19 protein-coding genes and 1 pseudogene are annotated in these 18,797 nt (G+C 47.3%); 8 read left to right on the forward strand and 12 right to left on the reverse strand.

Annotated features, from left to right (window positions below; genetic code table 11):
* Positions 1-40: 40 nt before the first annotated feature.
* The 5 genes from ACIQW9_RS01080 to ACIQW9_RS01100 all read right to left on the reverse strand — a co-directional run bounded on the left by ACIQW9_RS01080 (position 41) and on the right by ACIQW9_RS01100 (position 2,580).
* A complete protein-coding gene (locus ACIQW9_RS01080) occupies positions 41-322 on the reverse strand; it encodes a hypothetical protein (RefSeq protein WP_402331842.1) in 282 nt (93 codons plus the stop codon).
* Positions 323-331: 9 nt separating this feature from the next.
* Complete coding sequence (locus ACIQW9_RS01085; protein ID WP_402331845.1) at positions 332-1,192, reverse strand: hypothetical protein; 861 nt, start codon at positions 1,190-1,192, stop codon at positions 332-334.
* Between the two features lie 383 nt (positions 1,193-1,575).
* Complete coding sequence (locus ACIQW9_RS01090; protein WP_402331847.1) at positions 1,576-2,031, reverse strand: hypothetical protein; 456 nt, start codon at positions 2,029-2,031, stop codon at positions 1,576-1,578.
* Between the two features lie 18 nt (positions 2,032-2,049).
* Complete coding sequence (locus tag ACIQW9_RS01095) at positions 2,050-2,301, reverse strand: hypothetical protein (RefSeq protein ID WP_402331850.1); 252 nt, start codon at positions 2,299-2,301, stop codon at positions 2,050-2,052.
* A 51-nt stretch (positions 2,302-2,352) separates the two neighbouring features.
* Positions 2,353-2,580, reverse strand: a complete 228-nt coding sequence (locus ACIQW9_RS01100; RefSeq protein WP_402331853.1) for a DUF2188 domain-containing protein — start codon at positions 2,578-2,580, stop codon at positions 2,353-2,355.
* 131 nt (positions 2,581-2,711) lie between these two features.
* Here ACIQW9_RS01100 and ACIQW9_RS01105 point away from each other — a divergent pair, with 131 nt between their 5' ends.
* From ACIQW9_RS01105 to ACIQW9_RS01115, 3 genes are read left to right on the forward strand one after another with little or no spacing between them, the layout of a single operon-like run.
* Positions 2,712-3,344: a hypothetical protein gene (locus ACIQW9_RS01105; protein ID WP_402331856.1), complete on the forward strand. Its 633-nt coding sequence runs from the start codon at positions 2,712-2,714 to the stop codon at positions 3,342-3,344.
* Complete coding sequence (locus ACIQW9_RS01110; protein WP_402331859.1) at positions 3,341-3,751, forward strand: hypothetical protein; 411 nt, start codon at positions 3,341-3,343, stop codon at positions 3,749-3,751. The genes ACIQW9_RS01105 and ACIQW9_RS01110 overlap by 4 nt, the downstream gene beginning before the upstream one ends.
* Entirely contained in the window at positions 3,741-4,505 is a 765-nt protein-coding gene (locus ACIQW9_RS01115; protein WP_402331862.1) for an ImmA/IrrE family metallo-endopeptidase, read from the forward strand. Before ACIQW9_RS01110 ends, ACIQW9_RS01115 begins: the two co-directional genes overlap by 11 nt.
* Positions 4,506-4,789: 284 nt before the next feature.
* On the opposite strand, the pseudogene ACIQW9_RS01120 reads toward ACIQW9_RS01115, so the two are convergent.
* A pseudogene (locus tag ACIQW9_RS01120) lies at positions 4,790-5,108 on the reverse strand (IS21 family transposase); the annotation flags it as partial.
* Between the two features lie 373 nt (positions 5,109-5,481).
* Here ACIQW9_RS01120 and ACIQW9_RS01125 point away from each other — a divergent pair.
* Together ACIQW9_RS01125 and ACIQW9_RS01130 are read left to right on the forward strand one after the other, a co-directional pair.
* Positions 5,482-6,762, forward strand: coding sequence for an ATP/GTP-binding protein (locus ACIQW9_RS01125; protein ID WP_402331865.1), 1,281 nt, complete (start codon positions 5,482-5,484; stop codon positions 6,760-6,762).
* Entirely contained in the window at positions 6,752-7,429 is a 678-nt protein-coding gene (locus tag ACIQW9_RS01130; RefSeq protein ID WP_402331868.1) for an RloB family protein, read from the forward strand. Before ACIQW9_RS01125 ends, ACIQW9_RS01130 begins: the two co-directional genes overlap by 11 nt.
* Before the next feature lie 130 nt (positions 7,430-7,559).
* Here the strand turns inward: ACIQW9_RS01130 and ACIQW9_RS01135 are convergent, their stop codons facing one another.
* From ACIQW9_RS01135 to ACIQW9_RS01160, 6 genes are all read right to left on the reverse strand, one after another.
* A complete protein-coding gene (locus tag ACIQW9_RS01135; RefSeq protein ID WP_402331871.1) occupies positions 7,560-7,730 on the reverse strand; it encodes a hypothetical protein in 171 nt (56 codons plus the stop codon).
* 180 nt (positions 7,731-7,910) lie between these two features.
* Positions 7,911-8,570: a TniQ family protein gene (locus ACIQW9_RS01140; RefSeq protein WP_402331874.1), complete on the reverse strand. Its 660-nt coding sequence runs from the start codon at positions 8,568-8,570 to the stop codon at positions 7,911-7,913.
* The gene (locus tag ACIQW9_RS01145; protein WP_402331877.1) at positions 8,564-9,577 is read right to left on the reverse strand and encodes a TniB family NTP-binding protein; all 1,014 of its coding nucleotides are present in this window, start codon (positions 9,575-9,577) and stop codon (positions 8,564-8,566) included. The genes ACIQW9_RS01140 and ACIQW9_RS01145 overlap by 7 nt, the downstream gene beginning before the upstream one ends.
* Positions 9,578-9,589: 12 nt before the next feature.
* Positions 9,590-11,551, reverse strand: a complete 1,962-nt coding sequence (locus tag ACIQW9_RS01150) for a hypothetical protein (protein ID WP_402331880.1) — start codon at positions 11,549-11,551, stop codon at positions 9,590-9,592.
* Positions 11,548-12,237, reverse strand: a complete 690-nt coding sequence (locus tag ACIQW9_RS01155) for a hypothetical protein (protein WP_402331883.1) — start codon at positions 12,235-12,237, stop codon at positions 11,548-11,550. Before ACIQW9_RS01155 ends, ACIQW9_RS01150 begins: the two co-directional genes overlap by 4 nt.
* A 329-nt stretch (positions 12,238-12,566) precedes the next feature.
* Positions 12,567-12,809, reverse strand: coding sequence for a helix-turn-helix transcriptional regulator (locus tag ACIQW9_RS01160; protein WP_402331886.1), 243 nt, complete (start codon positions 12,807-12,809; stop codon positions 12,567-12,569).
* 42 nt (positions 12,810-12,851) lie between these two features.
* Here ACIQW9_RS01160 and ACIQW9_RS01165 point away from each other — a divergent pair, with 42 nt between their 5' ends.
* The 3 genes from ACIQW9_RS01165 to cysT all read left to right on the forward strand — a co-directional run bounded on the left by ACIQW9_RS01165 (position 12,852) and on the right by cysT (position 18,797).
* On the forward strand, positions 12,852-14,003 hold the full coding sequence (locus ACIQW9_RS01165; RefSeq protein ID WP_402331889.1) for a helix-turn-helix domain-containing protein: 1,152 nt from the start codon (positions 12,852-12,854) through the stop codon (positions 14,001-14,003).
* A gap of 235 nt (positions 14,004-14,238) precedes the next feature.
* Positions 14,239-17,640 (forward strand): VPA1262 family protein, encoded by a 3,402-nt coding sequence (locus ACIQW9_RS01170; protein ID WP_402331892.1) that lies wholly within the window; start codon positions 14,239-14,241, stop codon positions 17,638-17,640.
* Between the two features lie 287 nt (positions 17,641-17,927).
* Complete coding sequence (gene cysT, locus ACIQW9_RS01175) at positions 17,928-18,797, forward strand: sulfate ABC transporter permease subunit CysT (RefSeq protein WP_402331895.1); 870 nt, start codon at positions 17,928-17,930, stop codon at positions 18,795-18,797.

The raw sequence follows: 18,797 nt of genomic DNA on the forward strand, positions 1-18,797 counted from the left end.
AGTCAGACCGGTAAGAAGCGTTTCTACCAAGTCAGAAGAGTCAATAGATTACGGTGGTACTCTCGCCAACACGTATCCCACCAAAGAGCATCCATGGAAATTCCGCCTCTTCGGCTAGTTGACGTATTGAATTTTCCAACTCGTTAATAGTTTGAAACTCTGTATCTAAGCTGATGATTTTGACTCGAACTAATTTGGCCCCAGTGCGGCCAAGTTCTTGCATCTCAAATTTAGTTTTCAATTTGGAATGCAGTAATTCAAGATGCTGTGCTGTGTTTACTTTCAAAGGAATGGAAAGGTGGACATCTAAAGTATTGAACATCTTCATCTCTCAAGAATAATGGCAAGATTTTACGATATCCGATATTGGTCGCAAGTCTGATTCTTTGAGATCAAAAGAATTTCCTCCAAATGAGCGGACAGTTGAGCCACTAGTATTCAGTAAGAGAAAAATTTTGTCAGTCCCTTTTAATACATAATTTCCTGTATCTGATGATGGTAACGATGCCTCGTTTTTTTCTGTGGCTATTTTTACCGTTCGATATTTCCGAAGCTCGTTCCGACCTTTGCAGGCTAGCTCCTTTAAAAAATATGGTTCGATATCTGAGATGCTAAATTGAGAAGGTCGCTTGCCAGTTACGGCGGCATACATGCCAATGTATTCTTGGGCGCCTTCCGTACTTGCAGGTCTCATAATGATATTTTTAATAAAAAAATAAAATATAACCAGTATCGCTATGGCCGCTAATTGTAGAAAGAGAGAAGCTGCAATTTTTGTATATGGGAAAACTCTTTGAGCTCTTAATATCTGCATATTCTTAACTTTTATCCAGTGGCCTCTAGAACCTAATGCCCTCCATTTTTCGAAAGCGATACCTTTAGGGTATTCGACGCGAGCTTTCTTGGCTCTACTATTTCTGTTATATCGTGACCAGTAACTTTCATAAGCTTTGCGACGATGTCGAATTAAATTATTTCGTCTTTCCTGGAAAGTATCGAGGAAAAAAATGCTGCTAAAAATAACGATGAGCATGACGATTCCGACTGCGACATATAGCCAAGGTGTTTTAAGGCTTAATCCCTGTAAAACCAGTTCATAAGTATCGGAAGGGAAAAGTGCTGTCGGTATACCAGCAGCTCGCGCCCATCCATCATTAAAAGATTTTCCTGCCGCATAGCCAAAAATACCCATCAATGTCAATGAAATTGCCAGGAACTCGAAGAAGTGCTTAAGAAAAAATCCGAAAATTGGAAAAACGTCTCCGAAGCTCGTTTTTTTTGAGGTCTCATTTTGGATGTTGTCTATGGTATTCGTGGTTAAGATGTTGGATAGAAGATGATATTGTTTCCTTCTTCATGCGTTGCTACACATTCGAGATTGGATTCTGCATCCCAATAAGATCGGAATTACTACTCGTCCAATTGATACTTTCATTGCCAAGCATGAAGCGTTAGCAATTTGTGCTGATCTATGTAATGAGTAAAAGCTTTGCAGACTTACGTTTACAACGAGATCTGGGATTCACCTGATTACTTTCGCAGCTCTTTTGAACAGCAGCTATTGTGCGATCGTTTTCATGTTGAGTTCAGACGCCGTATGTTACGCATGAATTTCTCGTTAATCTGTTGCTTCTTCTCGACTTGTTTCGGGGTAAGGTTTCGCTTTGCCATAATGCGGGCGTAAAAATCGTATTCCCATTGATTGACCCAATTTTTTTCTAGCGCATGCGAAAGCGATTCCGCATTGAGAGATTTGGAAGAATCAGCACGTACTCGTTTAACGGCCTGAAAAATAAGATTAGACGGTAGCCCCATAAATTTCTTCACGCAGCAATTTCCTACGGTCGCCCGGGCATCATTAATTCTATTGCGTAGTACGCACAGCTCTTTGATCGGAAAGTGGCCGCAGAGACACGTTTCGGGTTCATCAGCCTCGTAAATTTCATGCAACGTCCATTCGAGCTTCGCGGCGGCCCAATTCGACGAACTTGATCGCGCGATAATTTCGTTAGTAAGTCTAAATTCAGACATCTTCACCTCTCTGGAATGCTAGGATCCAAGCTTACGGCTTGCCTCATTCAAGAGGGGCTCACAACAAGCAAAAATTTCAAAATTGAGTTTCTCAATGGTCCGACCTTTAGCGACCAGTTTGGGGAACTGTCCATGTTCAGCACAACGACAATTCGCAAGTTTCTTCCGGATGCTGTCACCCACAGCTTTCAACATCATGCCTTCCAGCGCATCTCCGATATTACGAGGATCCACTCTGCGGCCATTAATCTCAAATCGAATGTCAATCATCTCTAGCTCCTTAACTGAAATTAATGGGTCGCACGCGGCGACCCTCTAATTTCAGCCTTTTGGTGGAAATGGATCATTGCCGTGACTATCCTTGTATTGGATTCGCCCCTTCTGGTCGTGCACTACCAACTCCGTTTTTTGATTCTGGGCGATCTCACGAGCGCGTTCGACGGCGTCTGATTTACGATCAAATAGTTCGGTAGCGCGTTGGGAATTCGCCCCTTTGACGGCCCATTGATCGTCTTGAGGTACAACATGTTGGTTGCGTTTGATAGTCATTTGGATAATCCTTGTCACGGCATGATTGCCGCTCAATAACATATGCGGAGTAGTTTTCAATTGCGGACATAAATTCGTGTCCGACTTGAGATTTCGCTCCGCACATATAAAAAGAAGCTAGGGAGTAGACATTGGATACAGCAGACCCAAATGCCGGTGACTGTGCGACACCGGACCAAATCCGCAGTGCGATTGAACAAATGACCAAGGAAGACAGCTATCGGCTGAGGATGGCGGCTACGTATTCTTTATTCGGAACTGAATACCAGAATCCGCAAGAGTTAATTAACGAAGCTGTGGTGCGGACAATGAATGCGGCAAACGGTGAAAAGGGAAGAGCGTGGAAAAGCAATGTGTCGTTCATGGCTTTCATGGTGATGACTATAAGAGGCCTTGCGAGTGATTCACGGGATTCCCTTGTTCAGACCAAAACCGATTACATTGAAAAAATGGCTACCGAACATATCGCTGCTGAGGATGTTCTTGGCGCTGAGGGACATTTTCATTGCTCGCCAGAAAGCGTCGCGTTAGAAATTGACGAGATGAATGAGCGGCAGGCCATCATCAAAGCAGATACTGACATTATCGAGGCTTACTTTGTGAACGATACAAATATCTCCTGGATCATCATGGGCATCAAAGACGGATGCTCCTCCTCTGAAATCAAAGAGATGGGTGAGATGACCGATACGCAATATGACACGGCTAAGCGACGGTTCCGTCGCGGTTTGGAAAAGCTGTCCATGGAAAGGAGCAAATCATGAGCGCTAAAAATAAGGAAATACAAGCTCTTAGAGATGCAGCGTTGGAAGACCTTCTTGTTATATCTGATGAGGAACTGCGCCTAGAGGCAAAGGATGCAGGAGAAGACCTCGATAAGCTTGCCAATGAAATGAAGGCGGCTATGAGAGAGGCTGCTGCTGGAGCCCTACGTCAACGAATGCAGCAAGCGAAAGTCAGAACGCTGCCGACCGCAAAGCCAGTGAACTCCCTTAGAAAAGATATCAACATTGAGTTTATAAAAGCAGCAATCCAATCCCTTTTTGCGCAAGATCCAAGGATCGGATTGGCATTCAGAGACGGAAAGAAGCAAACTGATTCTGATTGGCTAAGTCTCTATGATGATTTAATTGCCTTGGGGGCGATAAAGCCAAGTGACGATGAGCATTGATCCTGAGGAAATGTCACCGGCCGAGCGACTGCTTTGGAGCTATGGGGTTACTTCTCCTAGCCACATAGATTTGATCGGAATTGCAAATGATCGAAACGCGACAGTGGTTTATCGCCCCTTATGTGGATGCGAGGCCCGGCTCGTCGCATGCGGGGATAGCGCAGTGATCAGCGTTAGTGAGTCGAGCTTAGAAGGACGCCAGCGGTTCTCTCTCGCGCACGAGTTAGCTCATTGGATTTGTGACAAGAACGCCGGGTCCTTTCAGTGCGCCAAGGAGGATATCGGCCCCCAAAATGCTGGAGCGAAAACAACTGAATCGCAAGCGAACGGCTATGCGAGTCAACTAATCTTGCCAACTTACTTGGTTGATCCATGGATCAAAACCAAAGCGGTGTCCCTAGATACAGCTTCCGCGTTAGCCAAAGAATTTAGCTCTAGTCTTACTGCTGCGGCCATTAAGTTAATCAAACGATCCGATAAAGCAGCCGTTCTCGCATGCCATAGCAAAATAGGGATGGCCTGGCATCAACGCAGCGCGTCGTTTCCTTATGACTTTTATGTCAATCAGAATCTTCACCATGACACGGAGGCCTTCACAATGGCTTTCACAGGTAAAAATGGAATGACGCGAATTAAGAAAGAGCCTGCGAATTATTGGCTTGGCGGCTCAGGCGTTTACCGGGTGACTGTCGAAACTCAGTCGGTTCGCCTTCCAGATGGGAATATTTTATCAATGATATTGGTATCCAAGTGACTCCCGGCTTTGATTTAGGATGATTGGGCGTGGGCTTTTACGCTCAGGACGGCGTGTCGGTTGGCTACTGAGTATTCGCACTAACGCCTAGACTCAATGGTTATAGAAGCCAGCTTGCTTGAATGAAATCTTATTTAAATCATAGCGCGATCATATCGGCGACTTGGTACCCAAGATTAGTGATCTGGAATACTTCGCCCTTGTGACCACGATCAACAACAAGGTCGTGAAGCTGTTGATTTTCTCGCAGAGTTGACCCTCTCCAACTGATCCACCTTTCATTGTCTTGCGAAGGCTGCGACTCGGTCGTACGACCCTTCAAATCCCAACGCACATAGGATCGATGTGCATCTGTTTCAAAGTCCGTCGTTGCTTGCGTGACTTCGTCGCCTCGGTCTTTAACCAGGCTGAAAGCTTAAGCGCGTATTTGTTGAGAGATGTCGGGGAACGTCGATCCGCATAGGCTGGCTCAACAGTTTCAGCGCGTAGATAGCGCCGGACGGTATTTCGAGAGATATCCAATCGTTTGGATATTTCCCTCAATGAGACCTGGTCACGAAGGTGCCAGCGTCGAATAATTCCAAGTAATGCCACGTCGATCACTCCAATCTCCCACTCACTTTGGTAAGTAGGATTGTGTTCTAAACGTGGGGGCGGTTTTGGATGCAAATCAACAGTGTTGCCAAGTAAAGTGAGATTTTCTGAAGTGGTCATTTTGTTAAATTTTTGAACATGAACTCACGGCCAGAAACGCTTCAGTTAGTGACTATCTACTCAATGGATTCCGTTGAAATCTATAGGATTTGTCAGACTATGCTCGTAATAAGTGGTGCCGTGCTGGCTAAGGTGTTTAAAAAGTGCTTAAAGAGCAATTTTTCTTTCAGATTTTGTACATTATTAGTCTATGAAAATTAAAACTAATGCTACTTTTTGCAATCATTTTGCAAATAATTGACATGACAGGGTAAAATTCATCATGCTTATCGACTTTTCTGTCACAAATTACCGGTCCATCTTGGAGCGCCAGACGCTCAATTTGGCTGCATCCACTTATTTTAAAGAGTTGGAGTCACTTAACACCTTTATTCATGAACAAGATAGTGTTCCCCGCTTGTTGCGTTCCACAGTGCTGTATGGACCTAATGCGTCGGGTAAGAGCACCTTGATTGAGGCTCTCCAGTTTATGAGAATGCAGGTGCTGAATTCGCAAAAGGAAAGCCAAGCTGGGGATGCGATTGAAGTGGTACCTTTTAAGTTGACAGCTGAGTCTAGGCTGGCCGATAGCGAGTTTGAAATCACTTTTGTAGAGCAAGGTATTCGCTATGAGTACGGCTTTCGTTGCAATCGTGAGCGCTTTACTGAGGAGTGGCTTTTTGCTTATCCACTCAATCGCGCACAAAAATGGTTTCACCGAGTTTTTGATGTGGAAGCCGGCAAAGATGTCTACAAGTTCAGCACGTCTTTCCTTGGTGGACGGCAACGTCAAAATTGGGCTACGCAAACGCGTCCGAATGCATTGTTTTTTTCCACAGCGATTCAGCTAAATAATGAGCAATTGAAGCCAGCCTTTGATTGGTTCAAGCTACGCTTGCGGGTGTTTGATTCGATGTATGGATTCAGTGCTGGTTACACCATGCACAGATGTGAAAATGATGCTGACCGAGCCCGAATCGTGGAGTTCATGAACTCAGCAGATTTGTCGATCTCAGATATTCAGGTAAAGGAAACCATTTTCTCACCAGACATGATTCCTAATAGCGTACCTGCATCAGTCCGAGAAGAAATCTTGAAGGATATGTCGGGCAAAAAATTAAAAGAGCCACGTTTCCTTCGTAAAGATGTCAATACCGCTGAGACGGTGGAGTTCAATGAGGCTGAAGAGTCTGATGGGACACGGGCTCTTTTTGCTCTAGCAGGTCCTTGGTTGGATGTGATCGAAAATGAGCGGGTTTTAATTGTGGATGAGCTGGATACCAGCTTGCATCCTTTGTTGGTGCATCACTTGGTAAAGCGCTTGCACCATGAGGGTAATAAAGCGCAACTCATTTTCACAACCCACGACACGACTTTACTTAGTCAAAAATTGTTGCGCCGTGACCAAGTTTGGTTCATGGAAAAGGATTCCAAAGGGGCCACTAAACTCTATCCACTTTCTGACTTTAGCCCACGTGATACCGAAGCGGTGGAGCGTGGTTATCTTAATGGACGTTACGGCGGAATCCCATTTTTGAAAGACTTGGACTTCTATGGGGTCTGAAGATCTTTTTCGTAAACGTAAGGCACGCGAGAGCGCAGAGCTGAAGCGAAAACAGCACATACGAGCGCAGAATAAGCGCTATCTTATTGTTTGTGAGGGTACCAAAACAGAGCCCCATTATTTTCGCGAATTGCTTGACGACTGGGGTATTCGACAGCAAGTAGTTCGCGTTGCACCGAATGATGGTGTTTCGCCTGATAGAGTAGTGGCGCACGCATTGCACCTATACAACGAAGATGCTGAGGGAGGAGATGCTTATGATAAGGTTTACTGCATCTTTGACCGAGACAAACATACCACTTTTTCTGCGGCTGTTCAGCAAACCAAGGATTTAAGTGCAGGTGGAAAGCCGCTGGAGGCAATTACGTCCACGCCTTGTTTTGAATTTTGGTTATTACTCCACTTTGGCTATACGGATCAACCGTTTCATGCGGCCGGGAAAAAATCTGTGGGCGATCAAGTGGTGCAGGCCTTAAAAGCCAAGGATGGATTTAAACAATATGGAAAAGGTCTAAAAGGTATCTATACAGGATTGAAAGGTAGACTCAATGAAGCGGTTGGCAATGCTGAGAAGTTGCGTAGTCATTGCGAAGCAACGTCCAGTGTCAATCCGGCAACCGATATCGACAAGTTAATTGCGACTCTTCGTAGTTTGAAACCTGAGTAACTACTCCAAAGATCACAAAGAAATGGTCAACTATCAATTCAACGCAGAATTCTTAAGAGAAAATTTAACTACATTCTAAACGTAGTTAAATTTGGATTCAAATTATGCTGTTAGTGGACACAGTCGAGCGTTAAATATCTTTCTTATCAATAAGTTGCTGTTTTAAAGTAAGAGCTTCATCGATTTGTTTTTGTGATTCAGCTTGATAGCGTTTAGCTTCTTCTGGAGAAAAACCTAAGTCTAAGAATATGTTGTCATTTGGCTTTGTGATGTGCTGAATTTCCGTATCAATGTGATTCATATTCCACCTATGTATCAGTTACGCCTTAGCGACGGTGACTTAGTAATTAAAATATACGCGTCTTGTAATTAAGTGTCGACTTTTGGGGTGCCATTATCCATTACGCAATAATGATGTTAAAACGCCTACTTACGCAGTAAGTAGGCGTAGTGTTATCGATTAAAAAACTGCGTGATTGATTTAATATCTATGTATCGAGGCTGCGCGATTTTCACGCTGCCTCCGACTCTCTTTCTGAAAAGCTCCCTTCACCATAAGGTTTAGTGAAATCTGACATTTTTCCTGAATCGCTTTTACTACCTCATCAGGATTGGTTTTGTTTTTATAGCTCGGTTGGCATGTGCGTAAATCAAATTTGCAATGACATATTTCTGGACTTTGTCGATCCCAGTTCGGTGCCTGATCGCAAACGGGGCAGAACACAATCAGATCGCAGCGGTGAGTAGGACAGACATCGAGAATTTTTAAAGACCAAATCCGACGCAGGTATGGTTTTTCAGCCAGACACTGTGGACAAAATGCAGACCCCTCCGGGCGGTACATCAGAGATGGTAAGTACACATGATCATTGAAATAAACTCGCGTGCATTCAATGGTCTTAAGTTGCCGATAAGCGCCGGCACTGTGGGGTAAGGTAATTCCCAATTCAGCCATATATGCCGCATAGAGTTCGGGTGAACGCCATGCAGAAGTTATTCCTGCTCGTAATGGTTCGTCCCCTTGCTTGTTTTTGAATTTCACCAGTTCCCGTACTTTCCCTAAGCCATTCAACGCTGCGGCGCGCATTAGAACACTGGAGGGTGACTCATCTGCTTGTGGAATAGGTGTGGCGATCAGCATGATTTTTTCCCTTTCAATGCTTTGTATCCCAATTTAAGTGCCAATTGGCGCTCTGTCATCCTGAATGGATTTTCTTCAAACTCGGCTACAGGTGCAGATATCTCTGTGTCGAAGGCATCGGCAAAATCTTCAATAACAACAATGTTACGGGACGCAATCATGGCATTGGCCGTTGCTTTCTTCATTAAGGCGACAACGAATGACGGATTGCCCGACGTCGCGGCTAGCATCTGTTCTACGTGATGATGATTGTTGAAATCAGGCATGCCATCTAGCATTAAATGCTTGACGTACTTTTTACTGAGCGCGCGCAAAAATCCACCAAGTGGGCCCGGCTTAATTGTTGTGCCTGCATCTAATAAATTTAGTCGATAGCGATGCATGAATCGCCGGGACATTTGACTATCAAAATTTACGAGAGCCTCGCAGGAAGGTGTCCCAATAAGGCACACCATAACGCCCGTATTATTGATTAACGATTTAAGCCAGTTGCAGATTTTGTGCGTACGTTTTTCCGTGGCGCTACCTTCTAGTAACAGGTGATGAAATTCATCGAGAAGAATGATCTTTGTCTGGCATTGCTTTAAGAGCGTATATAGCCTTGTCGTTAATACGTTGGCACTGCCTTTTTTGGGAAATGGGTCACCTAGACTTTCCAGTAGATTGACAGCCAGCGATTTAATCGTTGATGGCGAAGGTATGGAAGAGTAGAACGCTGGAATGGTTAGAACGTTTGCCAAATTATTCTCCACTATTTGAGGAGGAAAGTTTTTGACAATTAAATTACATATAGTTGTTTTTCCCATACCTCCAGTCCCGACGAGGACTGCTCCGACAGGTTCTTTGTTGAATTCAGACCAGGAAATGCACTCATTCAAGCCGTCGATCGCATTCTTCATGGCCGGGTAATAGACTATGGTGTTATCAAGCTTCGCTATAGCCTCACGTATGGCTCTGGCATATGTGCTTGTCGGTTCATTTTGCATGTTAGTTTGATTGGTATGCATACTTATATCCTTTTAAAGTTCACCTACTTCAAACTCAGCTTCGTGTGAGTTTTCTGACTTGTTCTGCGATGCGCTATGGCTGTTCACCATTGGGTCAGGGGCTTGGGTATACGTAATAGAAGAGTCGGCAATTTCTGTATCTTTGGTCGATAGACGCATAGAAGAAACTTTTTTTCGAGCTGCTGCCTTAGAGCCAAGACCTTCCGTGAGCAGCTTGAGTTGTCGGCTGCTCTTGGAGTTGGAAAGGTTGTGGATGCTGTTCCACAACCGCCATCTAGCAATTTCATATGCATAGGCACCCAGCTCATCACGATCTTTTTGGGCCATATCCGCAAGACTCTTCTGGACTTGGTCGTGTTCATACTTGGTTAAGTTGTTGGAATAATTAATGCGAACGCAATCTGCGCGGATCAATTGTTTAGGATTGGAAACTGGTGATACATAGACATAGCCGAGATTCATTTCATCCACCTTCACAGTCACATTGCGTTGATCGCGCATCTCCAGTGTGGCTAGGGCATCAGATTTATACGCCAAGTTGTCTACAATGACGCGACCGTTGTTGATCTTGCGCATATATGAAATGCGTGCGATCGCATCTAGATCTTCCCTTGCATAAGAAAGGATAGGCATCTCCGCCTGCTTGTCTCGCCAAGCCAGTGCTGGTGCACGATTTGTCACTGAATGGATCGACTTATGATAGTTATCGTCAAGCCACTGTTTAAACAGCGCACATAGGTTCTCCAATGTAACGACAGCATTCGCAGAAGAATCGTAGTCACCACGATCCGTCGGTGAGGAAAACGTGGTTCCTTTTATCATGTGAATGAGCTGCATACATAACGTTCGGAAGAAGCGCTCAATAAAGGCCTTATCATCGGGACAGTAGGTTTTGGACGACTGAATATGGATGCCTATTCTGGCTAACAGCTGGCGTAGCGCATAGCTGATCAAATCTGGCCCATTGTCGGTAATGATGATTTCAGGAACACCACCAGGCCCACTTAGGGGATCTCGGCTACACATGTCTTTGATGGCCGCCAATGCCGTTGTGGCACAAAATGGAATCAGGCTAATGTGCCAACCGACTACAGCACGGGTATGCACATCGAATAGACATACCAAGTAAGGACGCCCCAGTACTTCCCCTGTTTCTGGATCGACTACGATGATGTCCATCCTATGCCCGTCCATCATGACTATTTCCATGAGTCGAGACGTTTCCATGGATGTTCCGGCAGCGCGGAACCGAAGATCGGCATAGCGCTTGCCGTGACGTTTCAGTGCCTGGATATATGGGTCCAGTGCCTTGACACGACGGTGCATGGTGCGAGCACTGAGGAGCTTATCTTTGGTTGTATCAATCCCGTTCTCCAAGGCGCGGCCAATCACATTGGCATGTACTTGCTGCACGGTCGGGCGTTCAGCAGTCAGAAAATCATCACGAATGGCTATGCCAACAAGATGTTCGATATCGATGGATAAGCGGTTTTGGCGAGATCCCTTATCTGCATGCCGGGGGACTAAAGACGTGATTTCGCATCCTGAGGAAATAAAGTGTTTAATCCAGCGAGCAAGTGTGCTTTTGCCAGGGCGAATAGCAATTTCGCCCGACAAACATACTTTGGAAATAGTTCGCTCAAGATTCTCCTTACTTTGAATGTGCTGAGTGCAGCGCATAGCTTCTTGTACGAACTTAAATCGCAAGAGCATTTGCTCTTGTTCGATATCGCTTAAATAGGGAATCCCATATTCATTGTCGAGTGAAGGTAGATTCTCCGATTTATCCAAAAAGCCGATAACCCCGGTGTCTACGCACTCCCAGAACGTTGTCGTCGGCATAGTGTGAATTCTGCCTCCGACACAAGAAGCGTAGCGAACATTGACTGCATCGACAAAGCTAACTTCGAATGCTTGGTTCTTGATGGCTATGCGTGTCCCAACTGTAAGTTTGTGAGGGATGAGGCCGTTCATTGGGCCACCTCAATTATTGTGTTCTGATTAATTGGGCGATCCATTCGGCATTGCAGTGTGCCGTTGAAGAGAGAGGCTTCAAGCAGATACGCGGGCAGCTTACTTTGTTGTATAGCCAATCGAAGCGCAGACAAAGTGCGAGTTTGATGAGGAAGGTTTTGTGCTAGGGGTACGACCCAATCTAGTAGATCTTGGGCGATGCCCAATCGTCCACCACGGTTATAAAGCATGGCCCAATTGGATTTTTCAATTGGCTTCCACATGTCTTGTTCAGTTACTACACCGTATTCCAACTCAAGTTTTCCGAAGAGCGTCATGAGGTAGTTAGTTTTACGGACAGTCCTACTAGCGTTAGTTAAGGCCGAGTGTTTTATCTCTCTGATGTAGAAATCTTCGCCGCGATCGAAGATTAAAAAATCGGGATGAAGGGTTGAGTCACGGTATGGGACGGAAATGGCTTGTGTTCGGTAGAGCAGCACTTTGGGATTGCGCTCTAGTTCATAGCAAAAGTCGCGTTCCAACCAGGACTCGACAGGAATAAGTGCTTGGTTCTTTGCGCTGTAAATGAGCGAGGCACGTGAACCATGCTTGCCCTGTTTTATCTTGCGAGTCCCATGAATAATGCCGTCCAGGCCGGGGGTGCTGTGTCGAGCGGTTTCGATCTGTTCGAATATGATATTTCTCATTCTTGCTCCAATTTTTAAACGTGTTTGTCCATTCCGTATGTAGAGACATACAGACTGAGATCGCTTAGAAGGTGTGCAAGCCAAAGCAACAAGATGCAGTTATCCAAACAGGCATAAAAATGTCTGTTGTATGGCTTGACTTTGGGGGGGAGGCGAATAGAATAAGAACAGTGTTTCTAATACATGTTCTTTAAAACGGCTCGGGTTCCTACACCCGGGCCGTTTGCTTTTCAGCCCCTCATTTTTCTAAAAGATTTTCATAGCCTCCCCTTTCTGCTGGAGCACCAGTACCAATAGTTTGTAAACACAATGTCTGCAGTGATGACGATTTAGTGTTGAGTAGCGACTGGGCATTTCTCTAGTCGCATATTTACCCAGTTTTCGACATCTTCTAGTCGCCATCTACGTAAATGGCCAACACGAAACCCAGATGGTAGTTCTCCCTTCTTGTCTAGTGTGTCGAGTGTTCGCATTGAGACACCTAAATATTTGGCAAGTTGTTTTGAGCCCATCAGTTCGTTCATGTTTTCGCCTTTCCGCGAAGGTTTACAGGTATTTGCGTTTACTTTCATGCCTGAAGGATAATTTGGCAAGAAAACGAAAAAACAGCAAAAATGAAGTCGACGCGAAATGATCTGGTTTATGTTTTAGATGGGCTATTTGTAGCTCATGAAGCAGCTATGGCTGCGGGGGCATCAGTTGATGAGGACGATGATGAGGAAGAGAGTGAGGGTAGGCCAACACAGATGGATGGGGAGCGTTACGAGTTATTTCTCTCACCTCTGCCACAAATACTAGGGGTAAGTACGGAAACGCTAGGTTTTGACACCGTACGCATATGGAAGAGGCTAAATAAAAGTCTCGTCTTGAATATTTCGAAGCACTGCCCTGAGATTCTTACGGAGGTGTCTTTTTACCCGGACGATACGTATAGATCCTTGATTGATCGCGTTGAGAAATCGCGTCCACAAGCGGCACCATTTAATCTGCGGAATTTGTCAAAAGTGGCTCAGAGAGCCTTCTCATTGATAAGAGAGCATAAGCGTTGTGCATCCTCATTGCCAGATATCGTGATTGGGCTCGCTTTAATTGGATGGGTATTGAAGAAGATTAAAGATGAGCGCCAATGTGCCTTTTGTCCGGCACAAATTGCTCCTGAAATAGGGGGTAAATATTGCCATGATCATAGTCAGGGCAATCGAAATGATTCAGATAGGACCGCTTCCAAACAGTACATGAAGTACAGGGTGGGGCAACAAGCGAGGCGACTGGCGGATCAACGAGGTATTCAGCTAAGGGATAACAGACGTTCTATCTTGTCTGAGCCAAGTCATATGCGAGCGTTGATTAAGATACTCATAGCGAATGAGTCACCTTTGACCACTGGCGATTTAGATGAAATTCATCATCTTCTGCAGCAATATCCACATGCCCTAGCAAAACTCGGTGGTGCGTCAGTGTTAAAAATGACATATCTGGAGTTAATTGAATGCATAAGGGATAGATTGAATCCTTATCGGTTTAACGAGTCGATGTTGCAATTTCATATTCGCTCATTTGAAGTTTGGTTATCTTTAGAAGCGGAAGTACTTTCAGTTACAAGAGGTTCTGGGAAGGCTATGTCTAAACGCCTCGAGGAGGCAATTGTTTTGGCCCAAGCGGGAAATAGTCAGGCTGATATCGCCAAAAATATGGGCGTGACAGAGTCAACAATTTCAAATTGGAAGAAGAAATATGAAACTTTTAGATCTGCTTTGAACGGTTGAGATCACGTCAATTATTTTGAATTTGACCTTAATTGAGTATTTGCATTAAATCAGCCTCTCATTTATGAGTCAAAGTAATTACTTGATTGCGGGCGCGTATGATCCGATGAAATGCCCGCTTGCGAAGCGGGTAGTATGCTATTGGCATCAACTCACCTTTAAGTCGCTGCCCACAATCAAGTGAACATTGATCGGTGCGCGGGCCTTGCCTGCTGCGTGCTTGGAGCTGGACGGCTTGGCGCTCGTTGATGGCATATCCGCAAAGAAGTGGCCTCATCCCAGCGCCGGCGCCAATATTACAATTCGGAAAAATCTTCATGAAGAATCCATGGCTCCTACACTAGATGCTCTGCTCAACGACAGTCGGCTGGCGCGACTGTTCTCGGAAGGTGCTCACCACTGTGCGTTGCAGCTATGGATTCTGCAGATTAAATCCGAACAATCGATTGAAAATCGCATTGTCTACGGTCGCCTACTCCCCTACAGTCATTCGAGCGACTGTTGGTCCTCCAGTGACAGCGATAATTTCCACATCTTCGGACAGGTTCAGGCGCAGGTTACCCGGCTCAATCTGTACGTCAATAGCGTCCATTGTGCGGACCTTCTACGGCAATTGAGCATTGGCCGAACCGTCTCAACAATCAGCGAAGAACTGAAGCTCCGGCTCTCAGAGCAGTTGAAAGTGCGGTTCGGAGCAACCGCGCTCGTCGCCGATGACTTAGTCTACCGCCCTGTAAGCTACCTGCTTAACCGCGACGCGTATGACCAGCGATCAACCTCTAGCCCACATGGCGGAGCAGGAGCTTTCAGCGCTGCGATTATCCAGGCCGACAAGGGGGCTCTGTTCCGCTTGGGTCAGGACTACGATGTCGCCTTGACAGCATTCGTGGTCAAGCATCTCAACGCGGATACAGGCCTGGACTTCGGTGGTGCCGACATTACCCGGTTCGGCGATCTTGAGCTACTTGTCTTTCCTGCTCTGGATGATCTGGATCGGCACTTGTTGAGCACGAGCTGGGTCGATGCTCCTCGCGGTCTAGTTGTCCGATTCAATCCAATGCAAGTGTCGCATTTCAGCGGCTTCCAATTCCGGCTGAACATCGAGAACGACGGACAAATTGCCTACTCGGGCGTCGCCACAGCAGAACGAGATACGGAAGGCGTGTTCGAGTGTAAGTTCGAGTTGAGCGGCCAACTGCACGCTAGGACCGACAGCACTGAACTGGAAATTTTCGGCTTTCATGACGACCATTTCCGCGAGGGCACGCTGTGTTGCAGGTGGCGGATCGGGTACATTCGGGAGGTCCATATTCAGGGGCATATGGTGGGCCACGGCGGTAGCGCGGTCAAGTTCGATTGGCTCGAAAAAGCCACTCGGCCGTCCATGTCGGCGCGGGTGAGGGCAGCCCTGACGATTAGTCGTGGCAATCTGGGGTTCACTAATTACGTTGGTGGGCGTGAGGCAGACCCTTGGGTTCCGGCCAGCCGCGATCTCACCTCTCTTTTTGCGAGGCTCCATCCACCGAAGTCGGAGGGACAGTTTTTTTTGCGCTGGGGTGAGGGAGACGGTGAGGGGCGGCTGCAATTCGTGGAGTGGTTCAGGGCGCTGCTGACGAAATACTCGCAGCACCAGCTGGTCATTTTCGATCCCTATTTCGAGACCGCTGGATTGGGCCTGGTGTTGCTCTGTGCGGCGCCGAAGGCCGACTACATAGTCTTTAGGTCCCTACCCAAGAAGCCATCGAAGAAAAGCGAAGCCGCGACGGAGGAGTCTGACAAGCACACCCCGAGCGGGATTGACAATCTAGTGGCGAACTGCGAGCAAAACCGCCATCAACTGAAACACATCAAACTGCGCATCTACGGCCTGAAGGAGGGCTGCCTTCATGATCGCTATATTCTGATCATGGGAGCGGACAAGTTACCGGTCGCGGGGTTCAACTTGTCCAACTCGTTTCAGGCGGCCGCACAAAAACAACCATTGCTAATCACTCCGATTCCTACTGATGTCCTGCTCAAGGTTGAGCAGTATAAGTCCGGGTTGGTGCAGGAGGCACAGGCCGCACAGTCAGAAGGTGAGACTGAAAATCTCTCCATACGACTTCTCTTCGACTCCACGGCTTCGCCGACGGAGCCGCGACGTTACGAGCCACTGCGCTTCCTCGAAAAAACTTCAGCAGGCGAGGTGCTGAGCGTATGGGCCGGTGAACCGTCGCTACAAGGCTTGAGTGGATGTCCATTGAAGGAGCGGATGGCGGCGCTGGGCCTACTCAAGGATGACTCGCTTGCGCTGCCTGAGACGGCAAACCTGTGCAATTTCCTGAGCCATCGGGCAGGCGACTTCTCGGACTTCACGGAGACTTGGGAGGTGCTAGGCGAAGTGCTCGCACATTCACGCACCGAGAACCGCCGCTTTCGCGAACTCGAATCTGAGCAGGGCTTTCTGGAATTCCTGGTGCGGTTCCTCGAGGCTTCGTTCAGTCGCACGCATGAAGGGGTGGACAAGGAGCTGGCCGTGATGGACGTTCGGTTCTTTCGGGACCCCGTCGAAACCCTGTTACACAGCTCTTATCGACTCCATCACTTATTCCATGCGACAAAATACACAGCCCTGACTTGGCCGGAGTACTTCACCATTAAGTTTCTATGGTGGTATGCCCCAGACGCTCTGCTGGCGATCACCGAAGCCCAGATGGCCAGCGTGCCAATGGAGCCCCAAGGCCAAGATGTGGTGCGGCTGTCCCTGTTGAGCCAGATCGTCAGCGACATTTCGCTGTCGATGCAGTTCGACATCAGTGAGATGCAACGGGACCGACTTGTTCGCAGCAGCAATGGTTTGCTGCAATGGATGGGACTGAATGCGATTGAGTCGGAACTGGAAAAGCCGGGAGGGCTCGCCACTGTGCTGCAGTTGGTGGCCGCCTTCGCCTATCAAGAGAGAGTGCGCGTCTTGGGTTGGATGGCTCATCACGCTGCGGGGAATCCGAAGAAGGTCGATATCTACAACGGCTTAGTAGTGGCACTGCACGAAGTGCTGCCGGCGACGATTCCCTTGGACGAGTTGAGGCATCTGGTCAACTCGATGCGTGGACATATGCGACAGCTAGCTTGGACTGAACCGTGGCTATTCCAGGATGTGATTTTTCCCTTGTTGCGGAATGACCGTGCAAACACCGACGATGCCTGCGATATCTGGCTTGAGGAGTTGTTCGGTGAACTAGAACGCCAGCCGCTGATGTTTGACCGAACGCGCGAGGGTCAGATGACCAATATCGCAGCGTTCCTCTTCGCCTACAGCACCCCTGAGCGACAGCATGCCGGGCTGAAGTCGATGCAGGCGATCCTGAAAAGGCAGCAGCGGATCGTACAACAACCTCTCGCCAGCACCTCCGACTGGACACGGTGGGATGATGCTCTGGTGATCTCGATGTGGATCATGGCCTTTACTCAATGGGGGCAGTACTACTTGCGGGGGCGCGGCATGACCAACTGCGAGGTTGATGAGCTGTCGCGTGGGGCCCGCAAGCTTACGATAGTTAGGCCGATGGGTGAATGGCGGTCTGGCGTCGGTAAGCAAGGCGAACTCGCCGCGTTCTTGGAGCAAGTGGAAGAGCTTCTGGTCTCAAGTGACAAATAATGAGGAAAAGTAAAAGAGACGAATTTATTTATAAAATAATCAATCTGCTATCGCCGCATTTGAAGTGGTTGGGGAGTAGAGCGAAATTCTGCAACTAAATCCATAATCTCAACTATTGCGGCAAAAATCTCACCTTCTACGGCAAGAATCTCAACTTCCGTGTCACTTTACGGAGAGAAATTCTATATACGTTTTTCTTCTAACAAAATGCAAAAAGATTCGTTCTACTTATAACGACTAAGTGTGATTATTGCGTCCTGTTAGTCATATTCGTAATAAGAGAACTTATGTCCGTTGTCATCACCGCTGCTGTTCCTGTCGGAAAACAAAGGGTATTCCGGGTCCTTCCCGGTTTCCATTTGTCGCTTGGCTTCACGATTTTCTATCTGAGTCTGATTGTTTTGATCCCCTTGTCGGCGGTCTTTTTGAAGACTTTCACGATGAGCTGGGAGGCGTTTGTGGCGGCGGTGACTTCCGATCGCGTGATAGCCTCATACAAGCTGACCTTCGGCGCTTCGCTGCTGGCGGCGACTTTTAATGCTTTTTTTGGTGGCATCGTGGCGTGGGTGTTGGTGCGATATACCTTCCCCGGCAAGAAAATTATCGATGCACTGGTTGATCTGCCTTTTGCGCTGCCGACCGCAGTGGCGGGTATTGCTCTGACGGCACTGTATGCGCCCAACGGTTGGCTCGGTCGCTATCTGGAAATGGTCGGTATCAAGGTCGCGTTTACGCCGCTGGGTGTGATTGTCGCGCTGACTTTCATCGGCTTGCCTTTCGTCGTGCGCACCATACAGCCGGTGCTGGAAGACGCCGAGCGCGAGCTGGAAGAAGCGGCGGCCAGTCTGGGCGCCAGCCATTGGCAAACATTCACCAAGGTTATTTTCCCTACGGTGCTGCCGGCCTTGCTGACCGGTTTTGCGCTGGCCTTTGCACGTGCAACCGGTGAATACGGTTCCGTTATTTTCATTGCCGGCAATATGCCCATGGTGTCTGAAATCACGCCGCTCTTTATCGTGACCAAGCTGGAGCAATACGATTACGCCGGTGCTACCGCGATTGCAGTGGTGATGCTGCTGGCTTCGTTCCTGATGCTGCTGACGATTAATGTATTGCAGGCCTGGACGCGCAAACGCGGGCAGGCGGAGAAAGTTTGA

This window comes from Herminiimonas sp. NPDC097707 (genome assembly GCF_044761395.1).
Lineage (GTDB): Bacteria > Pseudomonadota > Gammaproteobacteria > Burkholderiales > Burkholderiaceae_D > Oxalicibacterium.

What these genes read in the sequence shown, in the direction of transcription:
- ACIQW9_RS01100 (WP_402331853.1), bottom strand. Translation starts at nt 2,580, where the DNA reads ATGACTATCAAACGCAACCAACATGTTGTACCTCAAGACGATCAATGG.
- ACIQW9_RS01090 (WP_402331847.1), bottom strand. Translation starts at nt 2,031, where the DNA reads ATGTCTGAATTTAGACTTACTAACGAAATTATCGCGCGATCAAGTTCG.
- ACIQW9_RS01135 (WP_402331871.1), bottom strand. Translation starts at nt 7,730, where the DNA reads ATGAATCACATTGATACGGAAATTCAGCACATCACAAAGCCAAATGAC.
- ACIQW9_RS01145 (WP_402331877.1), bottom strand. Translation starts at nt 9,577, where the DNA reads ATGCATACCAATCAAACTAACATGCAAAATGAACCGACAAGCACATAT.
- ACIQW9_RS01155 (WP_402331883.1), bottom strand. Translation starts at nt 12,237, where the DNA reads ATGAGAAATATCATATTCGAACAGATCGAAACCGCTCGACACAGCACC.
- ACIQW9_RS01130 (WP_402331868.1), top strand. Translation starts at nt 6,752, where the DNA reads ATGGGGTCTGAAGATCTTTTTCGTAAACGTAAGGCACGCGAGAGCGCA.
- ACIQW9_RS01080 (WP_402331842.1), bottom strand. Translation starts at nt 322, where the DNA reads ATGTTCAATACTTTAGATGTCCACCTTTCCATTCCTTTGAAAGTAAAC.
- cysT (WP_402331895.1), top strand. Translation starts at nt 17,928, where the DNA reads ATGTCCGTTGTCATCACCGCTGCTGTTCCTGTCGGAAAACAAAGGGTA.
- ACIQW9_RS01125 (WP_402331865.1), top strand. Translation starts at nt 5,482, where the DNA reads ATGCTTATCGACTTTTCTGTCACAAATTACCGGTCCATCTTGGAGCGC.
- ACIQW9_RS01085 (WP_402331845.1), bottom strand. Translation starts at nt 1,192, where the DNA reads ATGGGTATTTTTGGCTATGCGGCAGGAAAATCTTTTAATGATGGATGG.
- ACIQW9_RS01095 (WP_402331850.1), bottom strand. Translation starts at nt 2,301, where the DNA reads ATGATTGACATTCGATTTGAGATTAATGGCCGCAGAGTGGATCCTCGT.
- ACIQW9_RS01160 (WP_402331886.1), bottom strand. Translation starts at nt 12,809, where the DNA reads ATGAAAGTAAACGCAAATACCTGTAAACCTTCGCGGAAAGGCGAAAAC.
- ACIQW9_RS01140 (WP_402331874.1), bottom strand. Translation starts at nt 8,570, where the DNA reads ATGCTGATCGCCACACCTATTCCACAAGCAGATGAGTCACCCTCCAGT.
- ACIQW9_RS01150 (WP_402331880.1), bottom strand. Translation starts at nt 11,551, where the DNA reads ATGAACGGCCTCATCCCTCACAAACTTACAGTTGGGACACGCATAGCC.
- ACIQW9_RS01110 (WP_402331859.1), top strand. Translation starts at nt 3,341, where the DNA reads ATGAGCGCTAAAAATAAGGAAATACAAGCTCTTAGAGATGCAGCGTTG.
- ACIQW9_RS01165 (WP_402331889.1), top strand. Translation starts at nt 12,852, where the DNA reads ATGAAGTCGACGCGAAATGATCTGGTTTATGTTTTAGATGGGCTATTT.
- ACIQW9_RS01115 (WP_402331862.1), top strand. Translation starts at nt 3,741, where the DNA reads ATGAGCATTGATCCTGAGGAAATGTCACCGGCCGAGCGACTGCTTTGG.